Here is a 26056-nt window from a genome sequence, read left to right on the forward strand (position 1 = left end):
TGCTACGTGGCGGGGCTTGAGGCGGCCCCGGCCGCCGCGGGGACGAACGACACCCGGAACATCCTGGGCCACCACTTGCCCGTCAGCAGGAACTGCTCGGTCCCCGGTACCGCAGCGATGCCGTTCAGGACGTCCGTGTGCCGTCTCTCTGCTTTGCTGAGCAGTGGCGGTACGTCGATGTCACCGGTCACGTCGCCCGAGTCGGCGTCGACGCGTACGATCCGGTCGGTGGGCCAGACGTTCGCGTACACGATGTCGCCGACGCATTCCAGCTCGTTCAGCCGCCCCACAGGCCGTCCGTCGGCGGTGACGGCGACCTCGCCCCGTTTCTCGAGAGTGCGGGTGTCCCGGAAGACGAGCCGGGAGGTGCCGTCGGTCGTCACGAGCCGACCGCGGTGTCGCTGGTGGCACACCCCCCAGCCTTCCCCGTCGTACGGCACCCGGCGCAGTTCGGCCAGCGTTCTGGCGTCCCGCTCGATGGCGATGCCGTTGCGCCAGGTGAGCTGCCAGAGCTTCGGTCCCACGACGGTGATTCCCTCGGCGAACAACGGCGAGGGCAGTTCGGCGCGCTGCGCCGGCGGGGCGCCGGGCCGGCCCGCTCTGAGCGTCGAGCGGCCGGCCAGGCCGGTGCTCTCGTAGAGCATGCCGTGGGCCATCTCCAGGCCCTGGGTGAAAGCCGTCGGATCATGAGGCAGGGTCTCGACGACCCGGACCGTCAACGGCTCGACCCGTGCCGCTGACTGCCCCGGCGTGCCCCGTCCGCGATCCGCGGCTCCGTCGCCCGTGTCGCACGAGCCGACGAGCATCCCGCCGACCAGAGCGACGGTCGCCACGGGGACCACGAACGCAAGCCGCATGGCTGCACACTGGCACACGGTCCGGCGGGATCGGGCGTGCCCGCGGTACCGGACCGCGACGGTCGTCCCAATGGCGCAGCCGCCCGGGTACCGGCGCGGCGCGCGGCTCGAGGTGGCACGCCGGCCCGGCACCTCCGGAAAACGGCCAGGTCCGGCGACGCCCCCGTGGGGCATCGCCGGACCTGGCACGACGGCATGCGCCGGAGTGGCTGTCCGGTTCTACGAACGCCTCTTGGCCGACGCCTCCATCGTGTGACCGTTGGCGGACGATCCACTGCGAGGAGCCGCAGACGTCAGGCGCGTCGACAGGAGCGCCGAAAGGCGACCTGTGGTCTCGGGCTTTGGCTGGTACCGGTACGCGTAGTTGTGCTCACCGTCGCCTCGTGCCGGAGCCGCGTTCAGGACGGCTCCCAGTACAGGCACGTTGACACGGTCGAGAATGTGCAGGGCGTCGAGGATCTGGCCCTTGCTCGTCCGTCCGGCACGTGCGACGAGCAGGTAACCGTCGACGGCTTGCGCCATCGCCGGGGTGTCGGCGAACGGAAGCACGGGAGGGGTGTCCACGACGATGTGGTCGAAGTCCTGGGCGAGATCCTGCAGCACGGCCGCGAACTGGGCACTGCCGAGGATCCGGGTCGGGTTCGGCGGAATCGTCCCACTGGTGAGCACCGAGAAGGACCCTGTCGACTGCAGCACCTCACGCACCTGGGCCTTGCCCACCAGAGCAGTGGTCAGCCCGGCGTCCCTGACCAGTCCGAGGGCCGAGTGGACGGATGGACGGCGCAGGTCGCAGTCGATGAGGCATACCCTGGCCCCTTCCTCGGCGAGTGTGGCGGCCAGGTTGACCGACACGCTGCTCTTGCCCTCACGTGGCAGCGGGCTGGTGACAGCGATGATCTTCGGTCGTTTGCCCACTTCGGCGAACTGGAGATTGACCCGCAGCTTCCGGAAGCCCTCCACACGGGGACTGTGCGTGTCGTCGCGCAGGGAGACCGGGCGCCGTGAGGCTCGCGAGTCGTGCACGATGCTCGACAGCACAGGTGGCCCACCAGCGGCCGCCAGGCACTCGGCCAGGGCCTTGGAGTCCCGCATCGACGTGTCCACGGTCTCCAGCGCGACGCCGATTGCCAGCCCGAGTACGAGGCCCACGGCCAGGCCCAGTGCGACGTTGAGCGTGGTCTGCGGCGACGAGGGTGCATTCGGCACGGCCGCGGGCTCGATGACGGTGAGCCGCACCGGTGACTCGGCCATGTCCCCGTCGGGACTCTCCAGCTCCCTGATCACCCAGGCGAACCGGTCGGCGACGGCGTTGCTGATCCGGGCGGCTCGTGCCGCGTGGGTGTCGGTGACGGTCAGACGGACCAGCACCGTGTTGATCGGCGCCTCGGCCGAGATCCGCGAGCCCAGTTCGCTCGGCGTCATGTTCAGCTTGAGGGATTTCACGACCGGTGCGGTCACCTCTGGGCTGGCCACGATGTCGGCGTAGGACTGAACTCTGGCCTGGGTGAAGGCGTTTCCCTGGTTGAGCTGGGACGTGTCGTCGCCCCCGCGGATGGTGGCGAAGAGCGTGGTCGTCGCCCGGTACTCCGGAGTGACAACGATACTCCCGAGGACGCCTGCCGCCGTTCCCAGCAAGGCCATGAGGACAATGACGCCCCATCGGCGGGAAAGGACTCGTAGGTACTGATGCAAATCCAAGATCTTCCCCGATCGGAGCGAGTAATTGGTCAGTCACCTTAGGGTCAGCGCCGAGAATTTCCGGAGCACGGCATGCGTGTTCGGCCACTCGGTACCGTCAGCACTCCTCGGCGGAGTGCGTCGGCGCCTTTTCAGAGGCGCTCGGCAGCGCCTGAACGGCAGCGGTTGCAGGCGTCGAACACGTAAGGGGCGACACGCTCCACCATTGCGTAGTCGAAGGCGTCGTGATCGGTGGCGACGACCACCGCGTCGGCCGACGCGACCTGCTCCTCGGTGAGTTCCACACACAGAATGTCCTGGGGCAGCTGCGACGGATCGACATGCGGTTCCACCGCGAGGACGTGTGCACCGAGTTTCTGGAGGCCCTGGGCGACGGCAAGGGACGGGGATTCCCGGATGTCGCCCGTGTTCCTCTTGTAGGCGAGCCCGAGGACCAGGATCTGACTGCCGTTGACCGGCTTGCGCCGCGTGTTGAGTCCTCGTGCCACCCGGAGAACCACATGGTCGGGCATGTGGCTGTTGATGTCGTTGGCGAGTGACACGAAGCGGAAATCGTGCTGCAGCGCCTGTTTGACCTGCCACGAAAGATACGAAGGGTCGATGGGAAGGCAGTGACCGCCGACTCCGGGCCCGGGCAGAAAGCGCATGAATCCGAAAGGCTTGGTCGACGCCGCGTCGATCACTTCCCAGATGTCGATGCCGAGCGGCCTGCAGAACATCGCGAGCTCATTGACCAGAGCGATGTTCACATGACGGAACGTGTTTTCCAGGAGCTTTGTCAGCTCCGCGGTGCGTGGCGAACTCACCGGGACGGTGCGGTCCACCACATCGTTGTAGAAGTCCTGGACATGCCGCAGGGAGACGTCATCGATGCCGGAGACCACCTTGGGTGTGTTCTCCAGTCGCCAGGTCGGGTTTCCCGGGTCGATCCGTTCCGGGCTGTATCCCAGGAAGAAGTCCTCGCCGGCCCGGAGTCCGCTGTGCGCCTCCAGAAGCGGGCGCACGACGTGTTCGGTCGTGCACGGGTACGTGGTGGACTCGAGGATGACCGTGGCGTTCGCCCGGACGTGCGGGGCGACTGCCTCTGCGGCGCTCTCGACGAAGCTCAGGTCGGGCGCGCCGTTCTTCAGCGGCGTGGGCACCGTGATGACACACACGTCGAAGCCCGCGGCATCCGCATAGTCGGTGCTGAGGAGGTAGCGGCCCGAGTTCAGGGCGGCCAGGAGACGGGAGGACGTGACGTCCTCGGCGAAGGATTCACCGGCCGCCAGGCGCTTGACGCGCATCTCGTCCAGGTCGAGACCCACGACGTCGTGCCCGGCCTCGACCACACGCATGGCGAGTGGCAGGCCCACGTACCCCTGGCCGACGACGACCACCCTTTTCACTGACACCGACACGTCCGACTCTCCTCTCGCCCGCCCTGCCGAATGCTGCGATGGAATACGCGCCATGTATGCCAGGCTCACGCCGCCGTGTTCTGCAGAGTGACACCGCTTCAGGCAAACAGAGTCATATTTTCCTCTGAGCGACGGGGCAAGTGGACTAACCGATGTATCAATTCACGCTGTTCGTACTGTTCCGGGCTATCGTTGCCCTGCGTCGCCGGTGGACATGACCCTGGCAATGCCCCACCCACAGACATGGAGTGACGGCGTGACGGACCATCCGAAGTACCTGGTTACTGGAGGAGCCGGATTCATCGGCTCCCATCTCGTCGATGCACTGCTGGCCCGTGGCGAGCCGGTCGTCGCACTCGACGATCTCAGCACTGGACGCCTGCAGAACCTTGCCGGCGCACGCAATCACGGACACTTCCAGTTCATCCACGGCTCCGTGCTGGATGCGCCGCTGGTCGAAAAGCTGGTAGGTGAATGCGACCGGGTCGTTCACTTGGCCGCAGCAGTTGGGGTGAAGCTCATCATGGAGCAGCCGCTGAGGTCCTTCACCATCAACACCAAGGGAACTGAAACGGTCATCGAAGCGGCGTACCGCCACGGCAGGCCGGTCGTTCTTGCCAGCACATCGGAGATCTACGGCAAGAACTCCTCGGGGCCGCTGACCGAGATGTCCGACCGTATTCTGGGAAGTCCCTCCATTCCGCGATGGTCCTACAGCACGGCCAAGGCGGTGGACGAGATCCTCGCCGAGCTGTACCGCCGCGAGTACGGACTGCGTTCGACGATTGTGCGCTTCTTCAACACCGTCGGCCCCCGGCAGAGCCCGGCCTACGGCATGGTGATTCCGAGATTCGCCCGACAGGCGGTACAGGGGGAACCGCTCACGGTGTACGGCACCGGCCGGCAGAGTCGCTGCTTCCTCCATGTCACCGACGTGGTCGCGGCACTTCTCGCGCTGATCGACCGTCCGGAGGCCGAGGGAGAAACGTTCAACATCGGAAGCGACGAGGAAATCAGCATCCTCGATCTCGCCGCACGCATCATCACGTGCGCGAAGAGCCCCTCGACCGTCGAGCGAGTGTCCTACAACGAGGCGTACGGACCGGGATTCGAGGACATGGACCGCCGGGTCCCGGACACGACGAAACTGAGGGCCCTCACCGGCTGGCAACCACGGCGGACCCTCGACGACATCCTCGCGGACGCCGTGGCGGACGCCCGCGGCGAAACGCTGCAGCAGGAGCCCGGTGCCGCGTCCGGTCGCACGGGCGAAGGTCACACCGGCGACACCGACGGCCGAACGAAGGCGGCACGTCCATGCCCAGTCTGAGTCTGTGGACGGTGACGGCACTCGCGGCACTGTGGGCCCTGGCCGCCGCCGCTCTGCTGACCGAGCCCCTGCGTCTCCTCGCTGTACGGCGCGGATACACCGACCAGCCCGCGGCTCGCAAAGTGCATGTCTCCCCCACGCCCTATCTGGGCGGCATGGCCGTCGCAGTGGCAACTGCGGGATCCGCGAGTCTCGTGATGTTCGCCGTGGGCAGGAGTGACTCCACCCTCGGCGTCGTGCTCGGATGTGCCTCGGTGATCGCCGTGCTCGGCCTCGTCGACGACCTGCGTCCGCTCAGTATCCGGGTGCGGCTCTCCGTCGAGGCGGCCGCGGCGCTCGTGGTCGTCACGTGGTGCGGCCATCCCGTGCTCTTCGGCACGTGGCTCGACACGCTCCTCGCCGTGCTGTGGATCCTGTTCACCACCAATGCGTTCAATCTGCTGGACAACATGGACGGCGTGGTGTCCACGGTGACCGCGGTCATCGCGGCATGCCTCTGCTGCGCGGCGCTGTCCGCCGGGTTGCTCGGCACCGCCGCGATCACCGCCGCCCTGGCCGGGGCCTGCGCCGGGTTCCTCTTCCACAACTGGCACCCGGCGCGCATCTTCCTCGGTGACGCGGGCGCTCTCTTCGTCGGATTCCTGGTGTCGTCCGTGAGCATGACCCTGCACAGGGACAGCACCGCGCTCTCCGGGTACGGCAGTCTGCTGCTCATCACGCTGGTGGTCACCGCGGACACCGGACTGGTCATGGTGGCGCGGCGCAGGGAGGGGCGGCCTGTGCTGCAGGGCGGCAAGGACCACATCGCGCACCGGCTCCGGCAGCTCGGGCTGACGGTTCGTCAGGTGACCGTGGCCCTCGGAGGCTTCGCGGCGATCACGAGCCTGACGGCCGTCCTGGTCATGCTCAAGGCCGTCCCCCAGCCGGTCGTGCTGATCAGTGTGGTCGCGGTGACCGCCGTCGTCTGGCTCCGGCTTCTGCGAGTCCCCGTGTACAGCGCGATTCCGACGAAGAGCACCGAGAGCAGCCACAGCGAGGCGGCGTGACCACCACGTTGCACAGCGCGCCGTGAACTCGCGTCCCGCCGTGTCGATGGGGACGCCGATGTCCGCCGGCGCCTCTGCCGGCTCGGCCGGCGGGAGCGGTCCAGCCACTCTTCCCAGTGGTTGGACCGCTCCCGGCTCCAGCGCTGAACGAGCAGGTCATCGGCATCGACCGTCAGCCCACGTCGACCGAAACGGTCTCCGCGGGCTGCCGCACCGCATAGTCGGGGAGGGTACGGAACCAGCTCACCGTCCTCGCGAGTCCCTCCTCCAGAGGCACCTGGAGGACATCGGGGAAGAGTTCGCGCAGCAGGTCGCCCGCCGCCTGGGAATCGCGGACGTCCCCCGCCCTCGGCTGTTCATGCCGGATGTCGGCCGGCAGTCCGGTGATGTCCATGAGCTCCCGGACGAGGTCGAGGACGGTGACCCGGGTGCCGAGTGCGAGGTTCACCGGACGGTCGCACGAGACCTTGTGCATCACCGCGTCGGCCAGCACCCGGACCACGGTGCCGACATAGGTGAAGTCCCGGGTCTGCAGTCCGTCGCCGAAGATCCGTACGGGTGTGCCGCGCAGCATGGCGTCGATGAAGGCCGGGACCACGGCGGCGTACGCATGGCCGGCCGGCTGCAACGGCCCGTAGACGTTGAAGAAGCGGAATGCCAGAGTGGGCAGGCCGAACGAGGCTCCGTAAGCGAGGACGTACGCCTCGGTGGCGAGCTTGCTCGCGGCGTAGGGGCTCAGTGGCCGGGTCGCCAGATCCTCGTGCTTCGGCAGGACGGCGGTGGCTCCGTAGACCGAGGAGGACGAGGCGGCGACCACGGCGACGCCCGCGCGCCGGCATGCCTCCAGGACGGTGACCGTGCCGGTCGCGTTGATGTGATGACTGGCGAACGGGTCGGCCAGCGAGCGCGGCACGGACGGGCGCGCCGCGAGATGCACGACGGCGTCCATGCCGGGCACGACGCTGTCGAGGAGTCCGGCGTCGAGGATGCTGCCCTCGACCAGTTCCACGTCGGTTCCCGCGAGGTTGGCCGGGGAGCCCGTGCTCAGGTCGTCCAGGGCGATGACCTTGCCCACGTTCGGACGTGACACGAGCTCGCGGCACAGGTTGGCGCCGATGAACCCGGCACCTCCGGTAATCAGGACGTTCACTGTGCTCACCTTTCGGACGAGGGTGCGGTCCACCAGCCGCGGGCGACGGCGATGGAGGTGTAGAGGGCCTGTGTGTCGGCCACCAGGCGCTCTTCGCCGAAGCGCCGGGTGGCGAACGCTCGCGCCTGCGCCCCCATCTCCCGGCGCCGCTGCGGGTTGCGCAGAAGAGTCAGCGTGTGGCGTGCGAGGTCGGTGGTCCTTGGCGCAGCCAGGAATCCTGTCGTTCCGTCCTGTACGACCTCCGCGACACTGCCGACGTCGGTGGCCACGGTCGGCAGCCCGGCGAGACCCGCCTCGATCAGACTCACCGGCATGCCTTCGTTGTCCGACGTCAGCAGCACCATGTCGGCGGCGGCGTACACGGTCTCGACGTCCGCGCGCCAGCCCAGCTGATGCAGCGAGTCGCCGAGTTCGGCGACGGCGTCCGGATCCGGGTGGAGGTCTCCCGCTCCGCACACAACGAAGCGGGCTTCCGGTACGGCGCGGTGCACCTCGCGGGCGACGGCGAGGAGACGGTCGGGACGCTTGATCGCGGTGATGCGCCCGACGTACGCGACCACCGGGCACCCCTGCGGGAGTCCCAGCATGCTCCTGGCCTTCGCGGGGTCGGGCGCGGGGGCGAGACTGGTGCCGGGCGGAACCACCGTGTACTGAGCGGCCCTTCCGATACCCGCGGCGACGAGATCGTCACGTACCCGCCCGCCCACGGCGACCAGACGGTCCGTGAGGGCCGCGAGCCCGCGTTCGGCGGCCACCACGGCCTTGGTCTTCGCCGGGGAGAAATAGCCGTGCAGGAGATGGCCGTGAAAGGTGTGCACTCGTGAGGGCACCCGGGCCAGCACGGCGGCGGTCCGGCCGAGCGCGCCGGCTTTCGCCGTGTGCGTATGGACGATGTGGGGACGGAACCGACGCATGGCCGTGACGAGTTCGGCGAGGCAGCGTGCGTCGTCCGAGGGGCGCACGGCACGCCCCAGGCCGTTGATCCGGTGTACCGGCAGGTCGGGTGCCCGCTGGTCCAAGTGGTCCGCCTCGTCCGGCCCCACGTGTCCGGTGACCAGACGATGGTCGAACCGCTCGGGATCCATGCCACGCATCAGTGCCGACACCTGGACGGCCGGACCACCGATGTTCATTCGCGCGATCACTCGCATCACGCGCAGGCGAGGAATTCCGGAACCGCTGGTTTGCTGCATGGCGGTCGACATGTACCGATATTAGGCGGAGCACAGTCGACTGTCCGTCAAGCGCCCGGGAAACCCGCGTGGCGGCCTCGGCACACCAGGTCACGCCGGATATAAACAGCACAGACCCAGCCGGGTCTTCTCATTCAGGTGACGGATGACGGCAAATGCGCTGCCATTTGCGTCGGAAGTAGGGGCCCATGCCGACTACCGTGCGGGAAATGCTCAGACTGATCTGGAACCACCCGGCCAACCGGGGCCACCGCCCCGGGGCATACGCGCGCATGACGCTCTGGCAGGCGCACAAACGCCTGGTGGCGAGGCCCTTCGACCTGAAGGTCTACGACGACATGCGGTTCCGGGCCCACCCTGACAGCACTCAGGTGGGCCGCTTGCTCTATTACGGCGGCCTGCCGGACTTCGAGGCCATGACCTTCATGAAGCGCTATCTGCGTCCCGGTGACGGTTTCATCGACGGAGGCGCCAACGAGGGAATCTTCACTCTTCTGGCGGCCAAACTCGTATCGCCCCGGGGCGAGGTGCACGCATTTGAGGCTCACCCGGTCTACGTGAAGAGGCTGCGTGCGAACGTGGAAAAGAATCGGCTGAGTTGCGTGTCGGTGCACGAATTGGCGGTCGGAGAGACTCCCGGCACGCTGCCCTTCGTGCTGCGCGGGACCGGTTCCCGGATCCGGACCCCGGAGGACGTCGGCGAGGTCGTGTCCGCGCGGGTCGTACGCATCGACGAGACGTTGCCGGACCGCTCCTGGGCCATGGGCAAGCTCGACATCGAGGGCGCCGAGCACCGCGGTTTGCGCGGCGCGGAGAAGCTGCTGTCCCGTGCCGAGCCGCCGGTGTGGTTCCTCGAACTCGTCGACCCCTTCCTCGCACGGTTCGGCTCGTCGGTCCATGAGGTGCGCCAATGGCTCGGGGACCACGGATACGACTTCATGTACTACGAGCCCCGGATGAACCGGCTCGTGCCCGGCCGGCCGGCAAGTGGGCCGGACGTCTTCGCGGTGTCGCGGGAACGCCTCGCCGAGGTCGAGGCCCGGCTGCGCGAGAGCCGTGAACGGCAAGCCGGCCCGTCCACGTCCCGGGCGAGCAGGCACGGCGCACGAAAGGCGGCACGGTGACGGCGGTCCGGATCTGCGAGGTCATCAAGACACTCGACGTCGGTGGCGCCGAGGTGCTTCTGGTGGAACGACTTCGTCGCGCCCCCCGCGACGAGCGGCACTACACCGTTGTCTTCCTCCACGCCTCAACCGAGACACTGGCCAACGAGTTGCGTGACTGCGGCGTGAACGTCGTCGATCTGCAAGCCTGCCCGCAGTGGTTGCGCTACGCCAAGTTGGTGCGCGTCGTGCGAAAGCAGTCCCCCGACATCGTCAACGTCCACTCCCCCGCGCCGGCGGCGGTGCTGCGCCCCTTCCTGTACCTGATGCGTCGCCGACCGTTCCTGGTCTCCACGGTGCATCAGGTCTGGTACCGCCCGCTCACGATGCTGCTCGACCGGTCGACCCGCTGGCTGGACGACGTCACGGTGGCCGTGTCGCCACAGGTGGCGACCGCTCGTACGGTGCGTGGAGCACGTCAGGTGCGGACGCGGATCCACGGCGTAGACGTCGGCGTCCAGCGCTCATGGGCCCAGCGGGCGCAGCAGGTGAGGTCGGAGTTCGACATCCCGTTGGACGCCTTCGTGTTCGCGTGTGTGGCCAACCTCAATGCGAAGAAGAATCATGCACTGCTGCTCGAAGCGGCTGAGCAGGTGCTCGCCGAGCGCGATGATGCTCTTTTCGTCCTGGCCGGGGACGGGCCCCTGCGGGAGCAGGTGCTCGCCGAGATCGGTCGGCGTGGGCTGAGGGACCGCGTTCGGTTCCTGGGTGCCGTTGAGGGTGCCAATCGCCTGGTGGCTGCTGCGGATGCGCTGGTGCTGGCCTCCACGTACGAAGGCCTGCCCGTGGTGATCATGGAGGCGATCGCGGCCGGCGTGCCGGTGGTGTCCACGGCGGTCGGCGGTGTGCCCGACCTGGTGCGCGACGGCGACAACGGCATCCTCGTGCCGCACGGCTCGCCGCAGCGGCTGGCCGATGGCATGCTGCGGGCCATGCATCCCGACGTGCATGCGAAGCTCGCCGCCGGAGCACGCGCCGGTGCCGAGGCGGTGGACGTGAAGGCGACAGCGGCGTGGTTCGACGAGCTGTACGGCGTCGCCACGACGGGCGGTGTGCGCGATTAGTGGAGGGCGATCTCATGGAAATGCGTACGGGCGTGGTGCTCGACGGCGACTCTCCCTCCGGCACGCCGCGCGTGCCGGAATTCCGTGTGCTCACCGTGTGCACCGCCAATCTCTACCGCTCCCCGCTCGCCGAATGCCTGCTGAGGCAGCGGCTGGCCGCGGTGCGGGAGGCGATCCATCTCAGCAGCGCCGGCACACGGGCCGTCCCCGGCACGCCGATGGAGGCCGCGGCCGCTTCCGCGGTCGTCGCACGGGGCGGGAGCCCGTCGCAGACGGGTGCCCGCCGACTGACGGCCGGACTTGTCGAACGTGCGGATCTGGTACTCGGGGTGGCAACGGAGCATCGTGAGGCGGCCGTACGCCTGGCACCTGTCCGAGCCCTGTCCCGGGCCTTCAGCCTGCGCGAGTTCGCCCGGCTGGTGAGGGCGGAGGACGGCGCGGACGTGGTGGATCCGGCCGCCAGGTTCGCCGCTCTCGTCGCGGGGGCCGCTGCGCGGCGCGGTGCGGCCCCGGCGGACGGAGTCGATGACGACGTGGCCGACCCGCTCGGGGGCAGTGAGGCAGTGGCGCGGGAGTGCGTGCAGCGCATCGAGGAGTCGGTGGCACGAATCGCCGTGGCAATGGGCGTCGGTTGAGGGGCGTCCAGCCACAGGGGCACACTCTCGGCCGTTCAGGCGGCACAGGCCGGTGCGGGCTTGCACCGACAGCCCGTCGAACCCCTTCGCGTCCCTCGGGTAACCGCACTCCACGGCGGCCCTCAGCGCACTGCCTGGGCCCTGACCCCGTTCAGGCTCTTTCTCTCTCTCCTGGGTCACCTGCGACATCGTGGTTCCCGTCACTGCTTTCGGCCGGATCGCCGATCATTCCGATGTACTTGTCGCCATAAGCGAAAACACGGAACTCGGTATCGCACTGTGCCACATGGTCACGGAAGAACAGGTTGTCGTTGATGTCATCCATGACGACGACCGCGTTCGGCGCGAGATGGCCGGCCACGCGCCGCATGAACCACTCTCTTCCGGCTCGGCTCTTGTCGGAGTCATAGTGCGCCAGATCCACCGTGACACCCGGAAGGAGAATCTCTTCCAGGTTCCGTCGATCGCCCTTCAACAGCAGAGTCCACGGCCCCTTGACTTCCTCCGGCACGAGATATCCCACATACCGCTCCGGATGAGGGATCCGAAAGTACGGGAAGTCGCTCGAGTAGAGATGGCCGTACCCGTTGGCACGGATCCCGCCAAGGAAGGCGGTGGTGGACCACCCGGCTGCCACGCCGGTTTCCAGCACCACGCGCGGAGCGAGCAACCGCGTCAGGAAGTAGAGCAGCTGATTGGCTCCGCCCCCACCCAGTTCCACGCCACGTACACGCAGATCGGCGATGCGGGGCCGAGCTTCTTCTTCCAGGCGATGCGTGAAAGTAAGAGATTCCTCCCACAGACCGGCATTCTGCCCCCGCGCCCATGTGTCCATGTCCTGCGCTTCTGCGGCGGCCCACACAGCGGCGGCATTACGCTCGCGCGTGGTTGCGTATCGTGTACGTGAATACACTTTGCGGGCCATCACGGGAAAATACGCCGGCCGGATGCTGTTCCGGGCAATTGTCGCCAGCTTCATAGAGAGCGAGGGTAGTGGCGGGTCGAGTGGAGAACGGCGCTGACTCGACGGCCAATCAGGTGCTCTCGGGTCGTGCATCACGTCCGAGGCAGCCCTCGCCGACACAGCCCGTCATCCGGGCCCGCCGCCGACGGATGAGCCTGACCAAGCCCTACTGGAGGCACCGCATGCCGGGTAGGGCGCCACACTGGCTCGTAGTGGCGTGACCAGCGACTGGCCCAGGAGCACGGGAGCACGATGACTGACCGGCTCCACGAGCCGGAGCGTGAGGGTGCGACTGCTGTTCGCGGGCAGTTCCAGGTCGGCTGTGAAGACCGGGTAACCGCGCTCGACACCGCTGTGCAGCATCGCGGGACGGCCGTCGACAGTCAGCGCGGTCAGTCGTGCGCCCTTGCTGGCGTAGTAGGACACCAGCAGCCTGTTGTCACCGGGTTGTGTCGGGTAGGGCGGGTTGTCGCCGCGCTGGGTGACGTACGGGGGAAGCCCCGTGGCGGGGGCGCGGTTGGTGAGCGTGATCCGCGCGGTGACCAGCCGTCCGTCCCGGGTGCAGCGGCCGGGCATCCAGCGCAGCTCGCGGTCCAGGTAGTAGTCGAGCTTTCCCCCTGCGGCGTTGTTGACCACCACGCCGGCGAAGGGGCCCGAGGTCACCGGAAGCGCGCCGGCCAAGGGCCGGGTCATCAACAGCCGTTGCTCGTCGTCCCGGGCGCTCCAGACTTTCAGGCGTTCCTCCGCCATGACGTCATACATGGCCCTGGCCATTCCGGGGAGTTGCTCGGGATCGTCGAGGGCGTCCACGAGCGTCGCGGCGGCTGTGCGGGCCACATCGAGGAGGAACGCCTTGCGTTGCACGCTGTCCGGAAAGCGTACGTAGCCGTCCCGCTCCACGAGGTCCAGCGCGTTGTCGGCAGTGAGAACCGTACCGTCCGGCATCCGCGCGGGACCGGTCACCCGCAACAGGCGTGCGAGTCCGCTGGGGTCGAGGGCGATCGCGCCGTCCACCCGCTGACCGCTGTGGTCGTGCCAGGCTGCCGCCCAGATGCGGGCAGCGTAGGGGAAGTGCGGGCTGACGTTGGAGTTGGCCCAGGTGCCCGTGGGGTCCATGCGCCCGTACTGGGCCGTGTACTCAGCGCCCAGATCGATCGAGGGCTCGGCCTCCGCCAGCATCGAGTCTGTGCCGAAGGTCTCGAAACGCGGTTCCCCCTGCTCGACGGTAATGACGGCGAAAGCTCCGGGCAGCCCGCCCGTGCCACGCGCCTCGGCGGTGTTCTGGAAGACCAGGAGATACCGCCGGGGACTGTCCGCTCCCAGCATGGGCGGCACCACACGTGCCGCCACGGCGGCGTCGGTCAGCACCGGGGCGAGCCGGTCGAGTTGGCGCACCATCTGGATCCGCGCCTGGTCGGCGGCCGCCATCCATGTGGTGGGCGGCAGTTCGTGAGCCTCGTCCCTCATGTCGGCGGCCACCCGTGCCGCCCGTTCGAAGTCCGGAGCCGACCTGCCCAGCCTGGTCAGCATGGCCTGAAGGCCGACGTCACGAGAGTTCTCGCCTCCCGCCGCCAGGCCCACCATCGGCGGCAGCACATCGTGCGTCAAGCGGTCGGCGGTGTGCGCCACACCGCGCACCGTAGTGAGGGGCCGGCCGATGAAAGGCACCCGAGCGGCGATGTACCAGGCCGGGCCCGAGGTGAGGCGATGGGCCCGGGCGGCGTGCCCTGCCGCGGACCGCATCGCCGCTTTCGGATCCGCCGACCGCTGCGGACCGGCCGCCGGGGCGGCGTTCGCCGCAGGCCCGGAAACCGATTGCCGCAGTGCCTCCAAGGACTGCTGTGAGGCGAGGAGTTCGGAACGGGCGATCAGCCCGGTGCCCACGATCCACCCGGCGCCGGCCAGACACAGCAACGCGGCCGCCCCGACGACGTATGCGGCACGCCGCCGGAGCGACGGCCCCGGCGGATCCGCTTCGACTCGTCGACTGAGCCGGATCCGACTCTTCCATTCCACCCAGGAACGCGGACGACGAGTACTCATCGGAGCGGCCGGGGCAGGTCCGCCGGCGCCTCACAAGAAGTGAGCGAGGCGGAACGCCATCTCGATGGGGCCGTCATCTCTTCACGCTCCTCAAGTCGGTTCGGGTCCGTTCCTTGCGCATCGCGACCCCTCGGGCCGGTTCATGCATACATAACCCCCGTGTGGTGTCCGAGCGCTCGAACTCCCCGAAACCACCGGATGGCGTAAGAGGCCCCCAGTCCAGGGCACTCTGGCGTGCACGCAGCGCTGCGGTGTGGTGCTGCTGCATCAGGGTGGTGCCCGACGAACACACACAAGGAGTCGGGACGGGAGCCCTGCGGGCATGCGTCAATGGCCCGGCAGAGCCATGGAGGAGCGTACGGAGTGCTGAAAGTGCGACGAGGGGCGTGCAGTGACCCGCGGAGTGTGGTGACCGTAGGGCTTGTTGCCGCCCGCCGTCGTGCCGTCGACCACCCGCTCCCCGTGAGCCTGTGAACCCGTCGGGGCCGGGCGGCAAACGGCGTGCCTGGAAACGCCACCTGCGGACGTTCAGCTCCCTGACCGTCTCCGGCCAGGTGGAGGCGGTGCTCTCCTTCGTCACCACGGCCGCGCTGGTGCGGCAGGTGGGCGGTGCCGAGGCGGGGCAGGTGCTCTTCGTGCAATCCCTGGCAACGGTCTGGTTCCTGCTGTGGGATCCCCGCCTGGAGGACGCGCAGCAGCGTTACGTGCCGGCGGAGCAATTGCGCGGTGCGGGCCGAGGCACCCAGCTGTACCACCAGCTCGTCCGGCTGGACTTCGCCTCCGGGCTGCTGGCCACGATCGTGGGCGTGCTGGTGGCCCTCGCCGCCTCTGCCGCTGGATGGCTCTCCGCCGAGCTGCTCTGGCTGCTCGTTCCCGCCGTGCTGGGAGCCGGTGTCGCGACACCCGCGGGAAGCGCCTCGGCCGGCTACGCCCTCACCGGCCAGCTGTTCCGGTTGGGCACTGTCCGTCTCGCACTCGCCGTGTTCGGGTGTGTGGTCACGTTGGCAGGGCTGCTCATGGCCGGCCAGGTCGGCTACCTGACGGCGACCGTGGTGACCGGTCTGGTCTCCACGGTCGTCCTCACCACCGGCGCTGTCCGGCAGGTGCGCCAAGCATGCGGCCCGCCTGCCGCCGAGCCCGTCGCACTGCCCCCGGGCCTCATGCCGTTCCTGGTGAAGACATCGGCGACGGGATCGGTCTCCGCTGCTTCGGAGAGCGGTGTGTCGGTGCTTGCCGGGGTGTTGGGGGGCCCCACGCTGGTGACGTATCTGAAGGTGGCCACGTCGATGAGCCGCCTCTTCCTGACCGTCATCAGCCCCGTGGCAGCGCAGCTCTATCCGCGCCTGGCGCTCGCCGGAGCTCATGGAGACCGTACGGCGGTGCTGAGGGATGCCCTCCGTTCCAGTGCGCTGACCGGGGCGGTCGGGGCGCTGGCGGTGGCGGTCGCGGCTCCCCTCACCGGAGTACTGCTCGGCCTGGTGTACGGCGCCGAGTACACAGTGCTGTCGACGGCGACGGTGGTACTTCTGGTCGGGGCCGCGCTGCGCGGCACGGTGATCTGGGGCAAGGTGCTGCCGACGGCCCTGGGGTTCCCCGGCGTCCGGCTGGTGTTCCTGACAGCCGAGGGCGTCTGCCAACTGGCCGTGCTGGTCGCCGTGACCCGCATCTGGACAGACCCGGAACGCATGACGCTGGCCTACGCCTCGAGTTCGCTGTGCCTGCTGGCGTTGAGCACGGCATGCTGGTTCCTCGTGCTCCGCGTCCTCGTCAGATCACTGCCGCCTGCGGTTTCAAGGGCAGAACCGCTCCCGGAGCAAGCGAAAAGTACCTCGCCGTAAGGCGGGCCCGCTGTGGCGGACGGCGATGGTCAAGCGCTGTGTTCGGGTGACGCGCGATCAGGCGGCCAAGGCAGTACTCCCCTCCGAGTGGATACGCCGTCGGGGTGCACCGGCTTGCGCGGACGGCTCGTCGGGCCAGGTCATCGCGTTGTGCCGTGCCAGTCTGGCAAGCGGAACCACAACGCGATCAGGAGACCTCACGATGCACGGCACGGCGGGGACGACCTCGGCCGCTCACCACCGACAAGTCCTCTGCCGCCTGGGGGACTTGCCGGACGATGCTCTCGGTGCGCTGGTCGAACTGGAACGCCTGGTGCACGAGGCCGGCGCCCACTACGACGACGAGCCCTGGGAGCTTGAGAACTTCACGCGCGAGCTTCCCGGCAAGGCCGAACTGAGCCTCGTGGCTATGGCGGCGGGGAAGCCGGTCGGTTTCCTCATTGCCTCCCGCCGGCCGACCGGCGTGCATGTGAACCGCGTCGCCGTTCATCCCGACCACCGGGGCACCGGCATCGCGTCCTGGATGCTCGCCCGCCTTTTCGTGCAATCGTGCGGCGTCGTCTCGATCAACTGCGACCCCCAGAACGGGCCGGCCCTCGCCCTGTACACCCGCGCGGGCTTCCATGTCAGGGGAACCACTCCAGCCGGCAAGTTGCTGCTCTCGACCGACCCACTGCCCCCGATGGGGAAAGTGCGTATATGGTACGTCTTCACCACGGCGGGCATGCGGAGCGGACACGCCGCGCACGTCCCAGCGCTCGTCGACGCCCTGTCACGTACGACCCGGGCGACCGCCGTACAGTACGGCGATCCCGCAGACCTGCCGGGCCTGCGGTTGAGCCTGGGCTGGGCACGCGCCTTCGTCCGCCTTGTGGCCCGGGCACGGCGGGAACGGGTCGACGTCATCTTCGTCCGTATCCACTGGAAACTGGCGGCGCTCCTGGCGCTGGCCGGTCGGCTGGGGGGCGGATGGCGCGTCGCGTTGTGGTCGTCGGGCGGCACCGGCCTCGCGCCGGACGTCCGACGCCTCGGTCTTCGTTTGCGCGTGGGACGGGTCCTTCATCGTTTCGTCCTGCGCCGGGTGGTCGACGCGGTCGTCACCGGCCCGCCACGTCTCCTCGGTGAGTACGCCGACCGGTACGGGATCGAGCAGGACCGGCTTCTCCTTGCCAGCAACGACGTCAACCAGGAGGCATGGCGCACCCGCGCGGCCGTCGAGCCCGAGCTCGCTTCGCAGGAGGTCGTCCGGCGTTGGCTCACGTCTCCTCACCGGTTCGTCTATGTGCATGGTCTCGACACCATCCGCGGCGCGGACAGCCTGCCGCACCTGCTGACAGAGATCCGCAAGGAGCTGCCCGCGGCGGAGCTCCTGGTGCTGGGAGACGGGCCGCTGCGTGCGCAGCTCAGCACCGAGGCCCTGCTCCTGGCCGGGCAAGTGCCGAACTCCGACGCCGCCTGGGCGATGGCGCAAGCGCACTGCGTACTCGTTCCCTCACGTCAGGAGGGCTTCCCCCGAGTCGTACTCGAGGCCATGGCACTGGGGGTCCCTTGCGTCTCGTTCGACGTCGGCGGCTGCTCGGACATCGCAGGCGACTTGCGTGACCGCTACGTCGCACCCGACGGGGATCTCGCGCGCATGGCAGCTCTGGCCGTGGCCGCCGCGCGTCTCCCGGGTGCCGGCACACCCCGATCCGAACTCATACAGCGAGCCGCGGACTTCGACACAGAACCTGTCGCCGTGGCCCTCGCCGCGACACTGCGTTGTCTCAAGGTCCAGGGTGCCGCTCCGGCTGCCTGGTTGTCGCGGTCGTTGTGGCGGCCGACGTTCTCTAGGAGGAAGCCCTGATGTTGTGCAGCAATCCGATGTTTGAACGCAGCCTGTTCGTCGGGGCCCACCTCGACGACATCGAACTCGCGGCCGGCGGCACCGCTGCCAGGCTGGTGCAGGCGGGGGCGCAGGTGCGCTTTCTCGTGATGAGCACCTCCGAGTACACCAGCTACAACGGCAGCCATTTCCGGGATGCCGACGTCGCGACGGAGGAAGGGTACGAAGCCGCGGCGACGCTCGGGGTCAAGGACCTCGATATCCTGCAGTTCCCGGCGAAGGACGTGGAGAACCACTCGACCGTCGTGGAGGCGATCAACGAGACCGTCGACGACTTCCGTCCGACGATGGTGTTCACCCACTGGCCGTTCGACACCCATCGGTCCCACGCGAACACGGCCCTGGCGACCATCGCGGCGAGCAGGTACTACAACTCGGTGCTGATGTACGAACCGATCACACCATCCGGACGCAGCTACGTCGGCTTCCGCCCGCAGCTCTACATGAACATCGACGACACGATCACGGCGAAGCTGCAGGCTCTGCGCTGCCATCGTTCAGAACTCGAGAAGTACGGCGAGCAGTGGATCGAGGGCGTCGAGGCCCGCTCGCGATACCGCGGCTACGAGATGCGCGCACAGTACGGCGAGGCGTTCGAGGTCTCGCGGCTGGAAGCAGTGCTCGCGTGAGGGTCACGATTCATCAGCCCGAGCACCTGCCGTGGCTGGGCCTGCTGGCCAAGGTCGCGGCGTCGGACTTGTGGATCGTCCTCGACTCGGTCCCGTACCGGAAGAACTACTTCCAGAACCGCAACCGGGTGCTGCTTGCCGGGCAAGAGACATGGCTCACCGTCCCGGTGAACGCACCCTTCGGCACCCTGATCCGTGAGGTGCGAGTCGCCGACACGCCCCACTGGCGACGGCGCTACCGCGGGCGCCTGGCCCAGGCCGTATCCGGTACACCGGGCGCGAACCGCCTCGAACCACTACTCGCGGCGATTGACGACGCGTCACCCGGGTCCCTCCTGGCAGACCTCAACCTGAAGCTCGCGGACTGGCTGCTCTCGCAGTTCGACGTCAAGGTGCCGCAGATGCGCGCGAGCGAACTCGCTGCCACCGGGAGCAAGAGCGACCTGATCCTGAGTCTGTGCAAGGCGGCAGGCGCCGACGAGTACATCGCCGGCCCTTCCGGACGCGACTACCTGGACCTGACTGCCTTCGCCGACCATGACATCGCGGTGCGGTTCTTCGACTTCGACCATCCGACATACCCTCAAGGCGGACGCTTCGTGCCCTGCCTCTCCGCAGTCGATGCCTGGTCGCGGCTTGCACCGGCCGAACTCCCCGCGCTGCTCTCCGGCTACCGACTCGGAGCGAACTGATGGATACGCCGCGCTCTACCACAGCCGCCGTGGTGCAGCCTCGCATCACCGTCGTGACGATCTCCGGGCACCGGCAGGCCGCCGTCGAGGATTCCGCGGACTTCCGCTCGTGGAACGCGCTGGCCGACAGGCTCGGCCACGCCTGGTGCGTCTGGGCGGGGCCTCGTCTGGAGTCCGACCGGGGCTCGATGTACGTCGTACGGCGTCCGCGCCATACAGGTCCGCGGTCCCTGCTCTGGGCCGCCGGATCGGTACGGCTCGGGGTGCGCCTCGCCCGAGCGGCCGTGCGCAGGGGCGAGACCGTCGTGATCAACGGGGCCGAGCCATGGGGCTGGCTGTCAGCCTGGATCGTGTCACTGATCGTCCGGCGTCCATGGCTCATGGACATCCACGCCGACTATCTGGCGCTGCCGGCTGCCTCGCTCGGCCGCTGGCGCAGGGCCGTGCTCGAGCGGGCCGTTGTCGCGTTCGCCCGTCGCGCCACTGCGCGCAGGGTCGTCGCCCAGTCGATGGTGGACGCGCTGGCCCGTCGCGGCATCCCGTCCGATCTTGTGCCGCCGCGGCTCCTGCCGGTCTGGGAGGAGCCACTGGAGCGCATCCGGCCTCCGCTGGCCGGGCCCACGGCGTCACTCCTGACTGTCGGCAGGCTCGTTGCGTCCAAGGGCTACGACATGCTGCTGACAGCAATGACCACGCTCGTCGAGTCGGCACCGACGACACGCCTGCGCATCGTGGGTGACGGTCCGGAGAAGGCGAAGCTCCTCCGTCAGGCCGATCGGCTGGGGCTGTCGGAGCATGTCGAATTCCTCGGAGCCCGCAGCCTCGATGAGGTGAGGAAAGAGCTCGCATGTGCCGATCTCTTCGTCATCTCGTCGAGGGACGAGGGGTTGCCGAGGACGCTTCTGGAAGCAGCGGCCGCCGGCGTCCCCGTCGTGGCGACCTCCGTCGGCGGGATTCCGGCCGCCGCGTCGAGCTGGCCCAGCGTCTCGCTGGTACCGGCTGACGCCGTCTCGCTCGCAACGGGTCTGCGCGAGGCCCTGGCATCCTCGCCCGGACCGGGGCAACTTGCCGCAGTGCGGCGAACGGCACTCGCGACGTACGGCTTCTCCACCAACCTCGACGAACTCGGCGGCCTCTACCGCCGCCTCCTGGTCACGGATGCCGCAGGGAGACGGTAGAGCCGGCTCCGTGGTCCCCGGAAGGGTCTCGGTGGCGCACCACGCGCGCCGGATTTCCCGCAACAACGCTGTACTCCGGGACGTCGCGCGTCACGACCGACCCCGCCCCGATGACACTCCCCCGGCCCACGGTCACCCCGTCCAGCAGGATCGCGCGCGCCCCGATCCACACATCGGACTCGACGACGATTCCCCGAGCGGTAATCGGCTGGCGGTGAATGGGGCGCGTGAGGTCTCCGAACTCGTGGTTGAAGGCGACGATGACGACACCGGTCGCGATACGGCAGCCGTCATGCACGGTGATGCCACCGGCGCCGTACAGGACGACGTAGTTGTTCAGACTGCAATCGCTTCCAATCGTGATGAAGCCTCCCTGGGGGACCAGCTCCACATGGCGGCCGACCATGGTTCGCTGCCCGATGGCGATGTGTGCGTGCTCCTGGAGCACGGCGCGTGGCGAAATGTACGAGCCCGTTCCGATGCGCGCCCCGCGCAACCTCGGAGGCACGTTCACCCATGCCCGTAGCAACCTCATTGCTCTCGACGCCCCCTCCGAATCGCCACAGCAGACCTCCCGGTGCGGGTCAGCCGCTGTGTGCCTTGGAGCGCATGCGCGCCTGTCTGCCGAGACGTCGCGCGGCCTGTGTGTACACGGCCCCCGGCAGGACTGTCCTCGCAACCGAGACCGCCCAGACGTACGCGGGCCGGTGGAGACCGAGACGGTAGCGCAACGCTCTCGGGCCGGTGCTTGGGGGACTCACCATCTCCAGCCACTCCTTCACCGAGGCGCTGCCGGCCGGACTGGTCAGGACATCGGGCGTGACGAAGTGGCACCGTCGGTCGCGCAGCCGTTGCTCGACGCTCTCCTGCCGGTGAGCCTGACTCGGGATCTTCCGTACGTCGAAGTCGACATAGATGCTCTGCATGCGATCGATCACACCACTGTCCAGCAGGTCTTCGAGCACGTCGCACTCGCTGCCTTCGCAATTGAGCTTCAGGTAGATCTGGTCGTCAGCCGATGTGTTCGCGACCAGCCAGTCGGTGGCTCGGACCAAGGCGATCGTCTCCTCCTCGAGATGAGTGCTCGCCTGGCTCTTGTCCGCGTACACACTCGCCCCCAGCAAACCGCTCCCGTACAGCGTCGCCGACCCCCGCTTGTTCGAGAGTCCTGTCGGCACGACAGTCAGCCGGGCGTCACGGAAACCTCGCAGCAGGTGCAGACAGGCCTGGGCGGGCTCGAACGAGTAGATCTTGTCGAATCCCCATCGGGGGTCAAGGGCGATGTCCAGCGATTCGCCGTAGTGCCCCCCGACATCGAGGAAGATCCGCATGATTGTTTCCCTTTCCGGCACCGATCGGTCCGACAACGGACGCAGCAGTCACCAAAGGCAGAGATTCATGTCCGAGGGAGGACGCGAATACAAGCTCGACCATGCAGCCAACGAAGGTCATGGCACACACCACCATCGCTGCCTATGCACATTTACTTGCCGTCGCGCGTGCCGGCGAGAGTGATTCCGTAATCGAAGATCCCATTATTACGGTCGCAGATGAAATGCAGACCTGGACACGCCAAGCTGTCGCGGGTGGGTGCGGCGTCGTTCCACGCCGGAGGCGTGGGTTGCGATGGTCACGGTGCGGGGCCCGTGGCGGCCGTTTGCGGACCACCAGGCGGTGCCCGGCCTCGTCCGTCTCGGCGCCAACTCAGCAGCGCCTCGTCAGATCACTGCCACGTGCTGTTCCGCAGACCGCGCCGGTCGGCGAGCCCTCGGGAACGACACCCGCATGAGCGGCAGGGCCCTCCGCCGACGCACGAGAGGGCCCCCCTCCTGCCGTCGTCGGTCGGTCCGACGGCATTGGTGCATCGGACGGGCCCAGCCCCAAACCCGCGTACGTGAAGAACAGCAGCGTCAGCATGGATCCTGCGTACAGCGTCATCTCCGTGAGCGACATCGCGAGCACCGCCGCCGTGAACAGCAGCGGAGCGCCGCGCTTCGCCACCAGACGGTGGAACAGGCGGCACATGAAGAGGGCGAGAAGCAGTACGGCCGGTACGCCCGCCGAGGCGAAGACGCACACGAACAGGTTGTACGGAAGGACGTAGTCCACTGCCTGGTAGAGGTAGGACGGCACAGAGTGGTCGCGGCCGGACGAGGCGTAGCCCCATCCACTGCCGAAGAGGGGGCTTGCGAATCCCCGACGCAGGCCTGCCTCGATGGTCTGCCAGCGGTAGTCGCCACTGGCCGAGTTGAGCCCGAACATGCTGGTGACCCAACTGACGGTCGTCAACCCCAGCAGGGCGAGCGTCGTGAACACGACGAGGAACCTGCGCAGCGTCACCTTCTTCTGGGCCCAGATGACCAGCACGACGACCGTGGCGAACCAGACGCTTCGGGTCTGCGTCAGGAAGATGCCACAGAGCAGCACGGCGCCGACGAGCCGCGGACAGGGCGTCCGGACTTCCGATGTCAGCAGAGGGCACAGTGCCGCCAGGAGCAGGCCCCCGGTCTGCGCGGGATCGCCGATGTACAGGCCGACCAGTCGCGTCTGGTCCTCAATCACTCCGCCGACGATGTTGACCAGCGCGTAGCAGACGACGATGGTGTAGACCGACCTCCGGTTCGTCCGGTGACGGGCCAGGAGGAGGAACACCGCCCCGTAGACGGCGATCCGAAGGAGCGGGGTCGCCGATGTGCCCGCGAGGAGTGTGGCCAGCAGCGACCAGCCGACGAACAGCGCCAGGCATACGGCGAGAAACCTGTCGCGCTTCGCTTCGCCCGCACGCCGCTGGAGGAGACAGCCCAGGCAGGCGAGCAGCAGCAGATCACTCAGCAGCAGCTGGCCCACGAGAGGGGCCTGGAGGGCGGTGAAACCCAGACCACTGCCCGTCACGATCGCTGCTGTCAGGAGGACTTCGGGGGGCAGGAAGAGCGCCGAGAGCGTAATCGCGGCAGTGAGAGCCACGGAGAGCGGCCCGCGGCCCACGAAGTGGGCGATCAACGACACCGCAACCGTGAGAGCCAAGATCGGCGCGGCCTGTCGGGACATTACCGGCATCACGTGTTTCCTCCGCCGCAGACAGGACAGCTCCTCGTGTGAGTCCCGCCGATACGTCGCAGGTGCGGACGGAAGAACAATGAGCAGGCATCCTTGGACATGTCGAGGGCCGAGTATTGCCCTGGCGCGGGCCGTTGCGGATCCGGCGCGCGGAACGGGCTACTCCTCCGGGGGCAACGAGCCCGGCGGATGCCCGCCGGAGGGGTGTACGGACATCCCCAGCGGTCCGGTCGCCGACCCTCACCCGCGTCGGCCGTGTCACACGGAGCTCCTGGGTGCAGCGAGCCGCCGACGAGCCGGTCGACCAAGGTCATCGGCGAACCGCGCCGATGACCTTCCTGCGATCGAGGAGCAGAGAAGGAGTCGTTCCTTCCTTGTGGCAGAAGTCCAAGAACGCACGGCTGTCGTCGACATCGTCGCTGGCGAACACGCTGCCGGGTGTCATGAGGCGCCATGCCTGTTCGTACTCGATGAGCTGACTGAGGTAGCGATGGTCGCTGTCGTGAAAGTACAGATCGATCGCCTCGAGCCGACGCATTGCGGCGACGAAGGAGGACATTGCCTCCTCTGCCCTGGAGATCTGCAGATGCCATTGCGGGTGACGCCCCACCAGCTTGCCCACGTGATCCTTGATGTCGAAGCTGTGCAGGGTTCCGCAGCCGTTCCGCTCGAGAGCGGAGATGATGATGAACGAAGAGCGACCGTCCGCAACTCCCGTCTCGACCACCCTGTTCGGCTTGAGCAACCGAGCGACGGCGTAGAGGAAGGCGCCGGTCTCGGCTTCCACGCCGTGGGTCACGGGGAACTCCAGCTCGCATTCCTTGTACCGGTCGTTCAGCCGTGACTCGACCTCCTGGTACTCGTCCAGCACCTCTGAGACCTGAGGCATGCTCCATCCCAGAGTCTGGACGAAGGCGGCCGCCGTCGTGGAGAGGGATCCACCACTCTCGACGAAGTCGGCGATGGCCGGCGCCGTATACCGCCGCACTCCGGTCGGAACGGCATGCACGGCGAGGTATCCGCTGACCAGCGAAGCGACAGGAACAAGTCCTGAGTGCTTGACCCATTGACGGACCATCGACAAGCGACGCACGAAGTCACCTACATTTCCACGGCAGCTGAATCGGACAGACACTCAGGGGGGCAAGGCAGAACGACTGGGAGAGGCATTGCATTTCTTCGCATCATTTCCGAAAGGGCCGTCAGTCACAGGGCATTTACGGCCGCCGGCTCGTGAGTGGAGATCCAATTCCACTGACGCTCGATTCCCTCCATCAACGAAACGGAGGGGTCATATCCGAGAAGCGCGCGCGCCTTGGTGATGTCAGCAGCGGTTACCTGGACGTCGCCCGGCTGCTCGGCATCACTGACGATCGGAACCTCCTGCCCGGTGACCTCGGCGACGCAACGCAGGACGTCAAGCATGGAGACACTGTTGCCACCGCCGACGTTGACCGCTTCCGCCGTCGCCGTCGCCGTCGCGGCAGCGAGGGTTCCGGCCACGATGTCCCCGATGTAGGTGAAGTCCCTGCGCTGGCGGCCGTCCCCGTACAGGCTCAGTGGCCGACCGGTCAGCACGGCGCGCAGCATGCGGCCGATGGCCATGTCCGGCCGTTGCCGCGGGCCGTACACCGTGAAATAGCGCAACGCGACGACGCTGGTGGGACTCTCCGGCGCGAGGGCGTAGGCGAGAGCGAGGCGCTCGGCGGCGAGCTTGGTCACCCCGTACGGCGAGAGCGGAGCCGTGAGACCGTCCTCCCTGAACGGACCCGTGCCGTCGCCGTAGACGCTGGACGAGGAGGCGAGAACGACACGGCGGACGCCCAGGGAGACACACGTCTCCATCAGGCGCTGGGTGGCGAGGACGTTGCACTCCAGGTACTCGCGGAAAGCGCCTCCCCATGACGGCCGGACCCCCGGTACGCCGGCGAGATGGAAGACCGTCTCCGCCCCATCCACCAAAGGTTTGATCTCGTCGCTGACAAGGTCGCATTCAACCAGCTTGAATGCGGGATCCTCCAACGCCGTGGAAAGGTTGCGCGCCGCCTCGGCATCTTCTCGGGGCGATCGACGGTCGATGCCGACGACCCTCGCGCCACGCTGCAGCAAAGCCTCGACCACGTGAGAGCCGATGAATCCAGCGGCTCCGGTGACCACTGCGCCCTCGATTGCCGGTGCTCCACTCATCGCGCCTTCCCTCTCTGCAGTTGCCCGCCGCACCCATCGAAATCACC

Annotated in this window: 22 protein-coding genes; 10 read left to right on the forward strand and 12 right to left on the reverse strand. The window is 67.9% G+C overall.

Features of this window, described 5'->3' with window-relative positions:
- Nucleotides 1–2: 2 nt before the first annotated feature.
- From ACLB9X_RS23100 to ACLB9X_RS23110, 3 genes are all read right to left on the reverse strand, one after another.
- The gene (locus ACLB9X_RS23100) at nucleotides 3–857 is read right to left on the reverse strand and encodes a glutaminyl-peptide cyclotransferase (RefSeq protein ID WP_410362284.1); all 855 of its coding nucleotides are present in this window, start codon (nucleotides 855–857) and stop codon (nucleotides 3–5) included.
- Nucleotides 858–1076: 219 nt separating this feature from the next.
- The gene (locus tag ACLB9X_RS23105) at nucleotides 1077–2555 is read right to left on the reverse strand and encodes a polysaccharide biosynthesis tyrosine autokinase (RefSeq protein WP_410362285.1); all 1479 of its coding nucleotides are present in this window, start codon (nucleotides 2553–2555) and stop codon (nucleotides 1077–1079) included.
- A gap of 131 nt (nucleotides 2556–2686) precedes the next feature.
- Nucleotides 2687–3955, reverse strand: a complete 1269-nt coding sequence (locus ACLB9X_RS23110; RefSeq protein WP_410362286.1) for a nucleotide sugar dehydrogenase — start codon at nucleotides 3953–3955, stop codon at nucleotides 2687–2689.
- Between the two features lie 256 nt (nucleotides 3956–4211).
- Between ACLB9X_RS23110 and ACLB9X_RS23115 the strand changes: the two genes are divergently transcribed.
- Both ACLB9X_RS23115 and ACLB9X_RS23120 read left to right on the forward strand, forming a co-directional pair.
- Nucleotides 4212–5285 (forward strand): NAD-dependent epimerase/dehydratase family protein, encoded by a 1074-nt coding sequence (locus ACLB9X_RS23115; RefSeq protein ID WP_410362287.1) that lies wholly within the window; start codon nucleotides 4212–4214, stop codon nucleotides 5283–5285.
- Nucleotides 5273–6331 (forward strand): MraY family glycosyltransferase, encoded by a 1059-nt coding sequence (locus tag ACLB9X_RS23120; RefSeq protein ID WP_410362288.1) that lies wholly within the window; start codon nucleotides 5273–5275, stop codon nucleotides 6329–6331. The genes ACLB9X_RS23115 and ACLB9X_RS23120 overlap by 13 nt, the downstream gene beginning before the upstream one ends.
- A gap of 172 nt (nucleotides 6332–6503) precedes the next feature.
- On the opposite strand, the gene ACLB9X_RS23125 is transcribed toward ACLB9X_RS23120, so the two are convergent.
- Nucleotides 6504–7481 carry an NAD-dependent epimerase/dehydratase family protein gene (locus ACLB9X_RS23125; RefSeq protein ID WP_410362289.1) on the reverse strand — a complete coding sequence of 326 codons (978 nt, stop codon included), beginning with the start codon at nucleotides 7479–7481 and terminating at the stop codon, nucleotides 6504–6506.
- 5 nt (nucleotides 7482–7486) lie between these two features.
- Nucleotides 7487–8686 (reverse strand): glycosyltransferase, encoded by a 1200-nt coding sequence (locus tag ACLB9X_RS23130; protein WP_410362290.1) that lies wholly within the window; start codon nucleotides 8684–8686, stop codon nucleotides 7487–7489.
- A 197-nt stretch (nucleotides 8687–8883) separates the two neighbouring features.
- Between ACLB9X_RS23130 and ACLB9X_RS23135 the strand changes: the two genes are divergently transcribed.
- The 3 genes from ACLB9X_RS23135 to ACLB9X_RS23145 are packed head-to-tail and all read left to right on the forward strand — an operon-like array spanning nucleotide 8884 to nucleotide 11536.
- Nucleotides 8884–9798, forward strand: coding sequence for an FkbM family methyltransferase (locus tag ACLB9X_RS23135; RefSeq protein ID WP_410362291.1), 915 nt, complete (start codon nucleotides 8884–8886; stop codon nucleotides 9796–9798).
- Entirely contained in the window at nucleotides 9795–10901 is a 1107-nt protein-coding gene (locus ACLB9X_RS23140) for a glycosyltransferase (RefSeq protein WP_410362292.1), read from the forward strand. The genes ACLB9X_RS23135 and ACLB9X_RS23140 overlap by 4 nt, the downstream gene beginning before the upstream one ends.
- Before the next feature lie 14 nt (nucleotides 10902–10915).
- On the forward strand, nucleotides 10916–11536 hold the full coding sequence (locus tag ACLB9X_RS23145) for a low molecular weight phosphatase family protein (protein ID WP_410362293.1): 621 nt from the start codon (nucleotides 10916–10918) through the stop codon (nucleotides 11534–11536).
- A 151-nt stretch (nucleotides 11537–11687) separates the two neighbouring features.
- Here the strand turns inward: ACLB9X_RS23145 and ACLB9X_RS23150 are convergent, their stop codons facing one another.
- Together ACLB9X_RS23150 and ACLB9X_RS23155 are read right to left on the reverse strand one after the other, a co-directional pair.
- A complete protein-coding gene (locus ACLB9X_RS23150) occupies nucleotides 11688–12515 on the reverse strand; it encodes a class I SAM-dependent methyltransferase (RefSeq protein WP_410362294.1) in 828 nt (275 codons plus the stop codon).
- A gap of 111 nt (nucleotides 12516–12626) precedes the next feature.
- Nucleotides 12627–14129, reverse strand: coding sequence for a DUF4012 domain-containing protein (locus ACLB9X_RS23155; RefSeq protein WP_410362295.1), 1503 nt, complete (start codon nucleotides 14127–14129; stop codon nucleotides 12627–12629).
- Between the two features lie 884 nt (nucleotides 14130–15013).
- Between ACLB9X_RS23155 and ACLB9X_RS23160 the strand changes: the two genes are divergently transcribed.
- The 5 genes from ACLB9X_RS23160 to ACLB9X_RS23180 are packed head-to-tail and all read left to right on the forward strand — an operon-like array spanning nucleotide 15014 to nucleotide 20765.
- Nucleotides 15014–16381, forward strand: coding sequence for a lipopolysaccharide biosynthesis protein (locus ACLB9X_RS23160; protein WP_410362296.1), 1368 nt, complete (start codon nucleotides 15014–15016; stop codon nucleotides 16379–16381).
- Nucleotides 16382–16427: 46 nt separating this feature from the next.
- Nucleotides 16428–18227 carry a GNAT family N-acetyltransferase gene (locus ACLB9X_RS23165; RefSeq protein WP_410362297.1) on the forward strand — a complete coding sequence of 600 codons (1800 nt, stop codon included), beginning with the start codon at nucleotides 16428–16430 and terminating at the stop codon, nucleotides 18225–18227.
- A gap of 17 nt (nucleotides 18228–18244) precedes the next feature.
- Nucleotides 18245–18895, forward strand: coding sequence for a PIG-L deacetylase family protein (locus ACLB9X_RS23170; RefSeq protein ID WP_410362298.1), 651 nt, complete (start codon nucleotides 18245–18247; stop codon nucleotides 18893–18895).
- Nucleotides 18892–19587, forward strand: a complete 696-nt coding sequence (locus tag ACLB9X_RS23175; protein WP_410362299.1) for a WbqC family protein — start codon at nucleotides 18892–18894, stop codon at nucleotides 19585–19587. Before ACLB9X_RS23170 ends, ACLB9X_RS23175 begins: the two co-directional genes overlap by 4 nt.
- Before the next feature lie 29 nt (nucleotides 19588–19616).
- Nucleotides 19617–20765, forward strand: coding sequence for a glycosyltransferase (locus ACLB9X_RS23180; protein WP_410362300.1), 1149 nt, complete (start codon nucleotides 19617–19619; stop codon nucleotides 20763–20765).
- Here the strand turns inward: ACLB9X_RS23180 and ACLB9X_RS23185 are convergent.
- From ACLB9X_RS23185 to ACLB9X_RS23205, 5 genes are all read right to left on the reverse strand, one after another.
- On the reverse strand, nucleotides 20740–21213 hold the full coding sequence (locus ACLB9X_RS23185; RefSeq protein ID WP_410362301.1) for an acyltransferase: 474 nt from the start codon (nucleotides 21211–21213) through the stop codon (nucleotides 20740–20742). The genes ACLB9X_RS23180 and ACLB9X_RS23185 overlap by 26 nt on opposite strands.
- 136 nt (nucleotides 21214–21349) lie before the next feature.
- Nucleotides 21350–22096, reverse strand: coding sequence for an FkbM family methyltransferase (locus tag ACLB9X_RS23190; protein ID WP_410362302.1), 747 nt, complete (start codon nucleotides 22094–22096; stop codon nucleotides 21350–21352).
- Between the two features lie 373 nt (nucleotides 22097–22469).
- Nucleotides 22470–23822 (reverse strand): O-antigen ligase family protein, encoded by a 1353-nt coding sequence (locus tag ACLB9X_RS23195; RefSeq protein WP_410362303.1) that lies wholly within the window; start codon nucleotides 23820–23822, stop codon nucleotides 22470–22472.
- 310 nt (nucleotides 23823–24132) lie between these two features.
- A complete protein-coding gene (locus ACLB9X_RS23200; RefSeq protein ID WP_410362304.1) occupies nucleotides 24133–24915 on the reverse strand; it encodes an O-methyltransferase in 783 nt (260 codons plus the stop codon).
- Between the two features lie 113 nt (nucleotides 24916–25028).
- Nucleotides 25029–26009, reverse strand: a complete 981-nt coding sequence (locus ACLB9X_RS23205) for an NAD-dependent epimerase/dehydratase family protein (protein ID WP_410362305.1) — start codon at nucleotides 26007–26009, stop codon at nucleotides 25029–25031.
- Nucleotides 26010–26056 lie beyond the last annotated feature (47 nt).

The sequence above is a fragment of the Streptomyces sp. 5K101 genome, from assembly GCF_046506645.1.
In the GTDB taxonomy this organism is placed as follows: domain Bacteria; phylum Actinomycetota; class Actinomycetes; order Streptomycetales; family Streptomycetaceae; genus Streptomyces.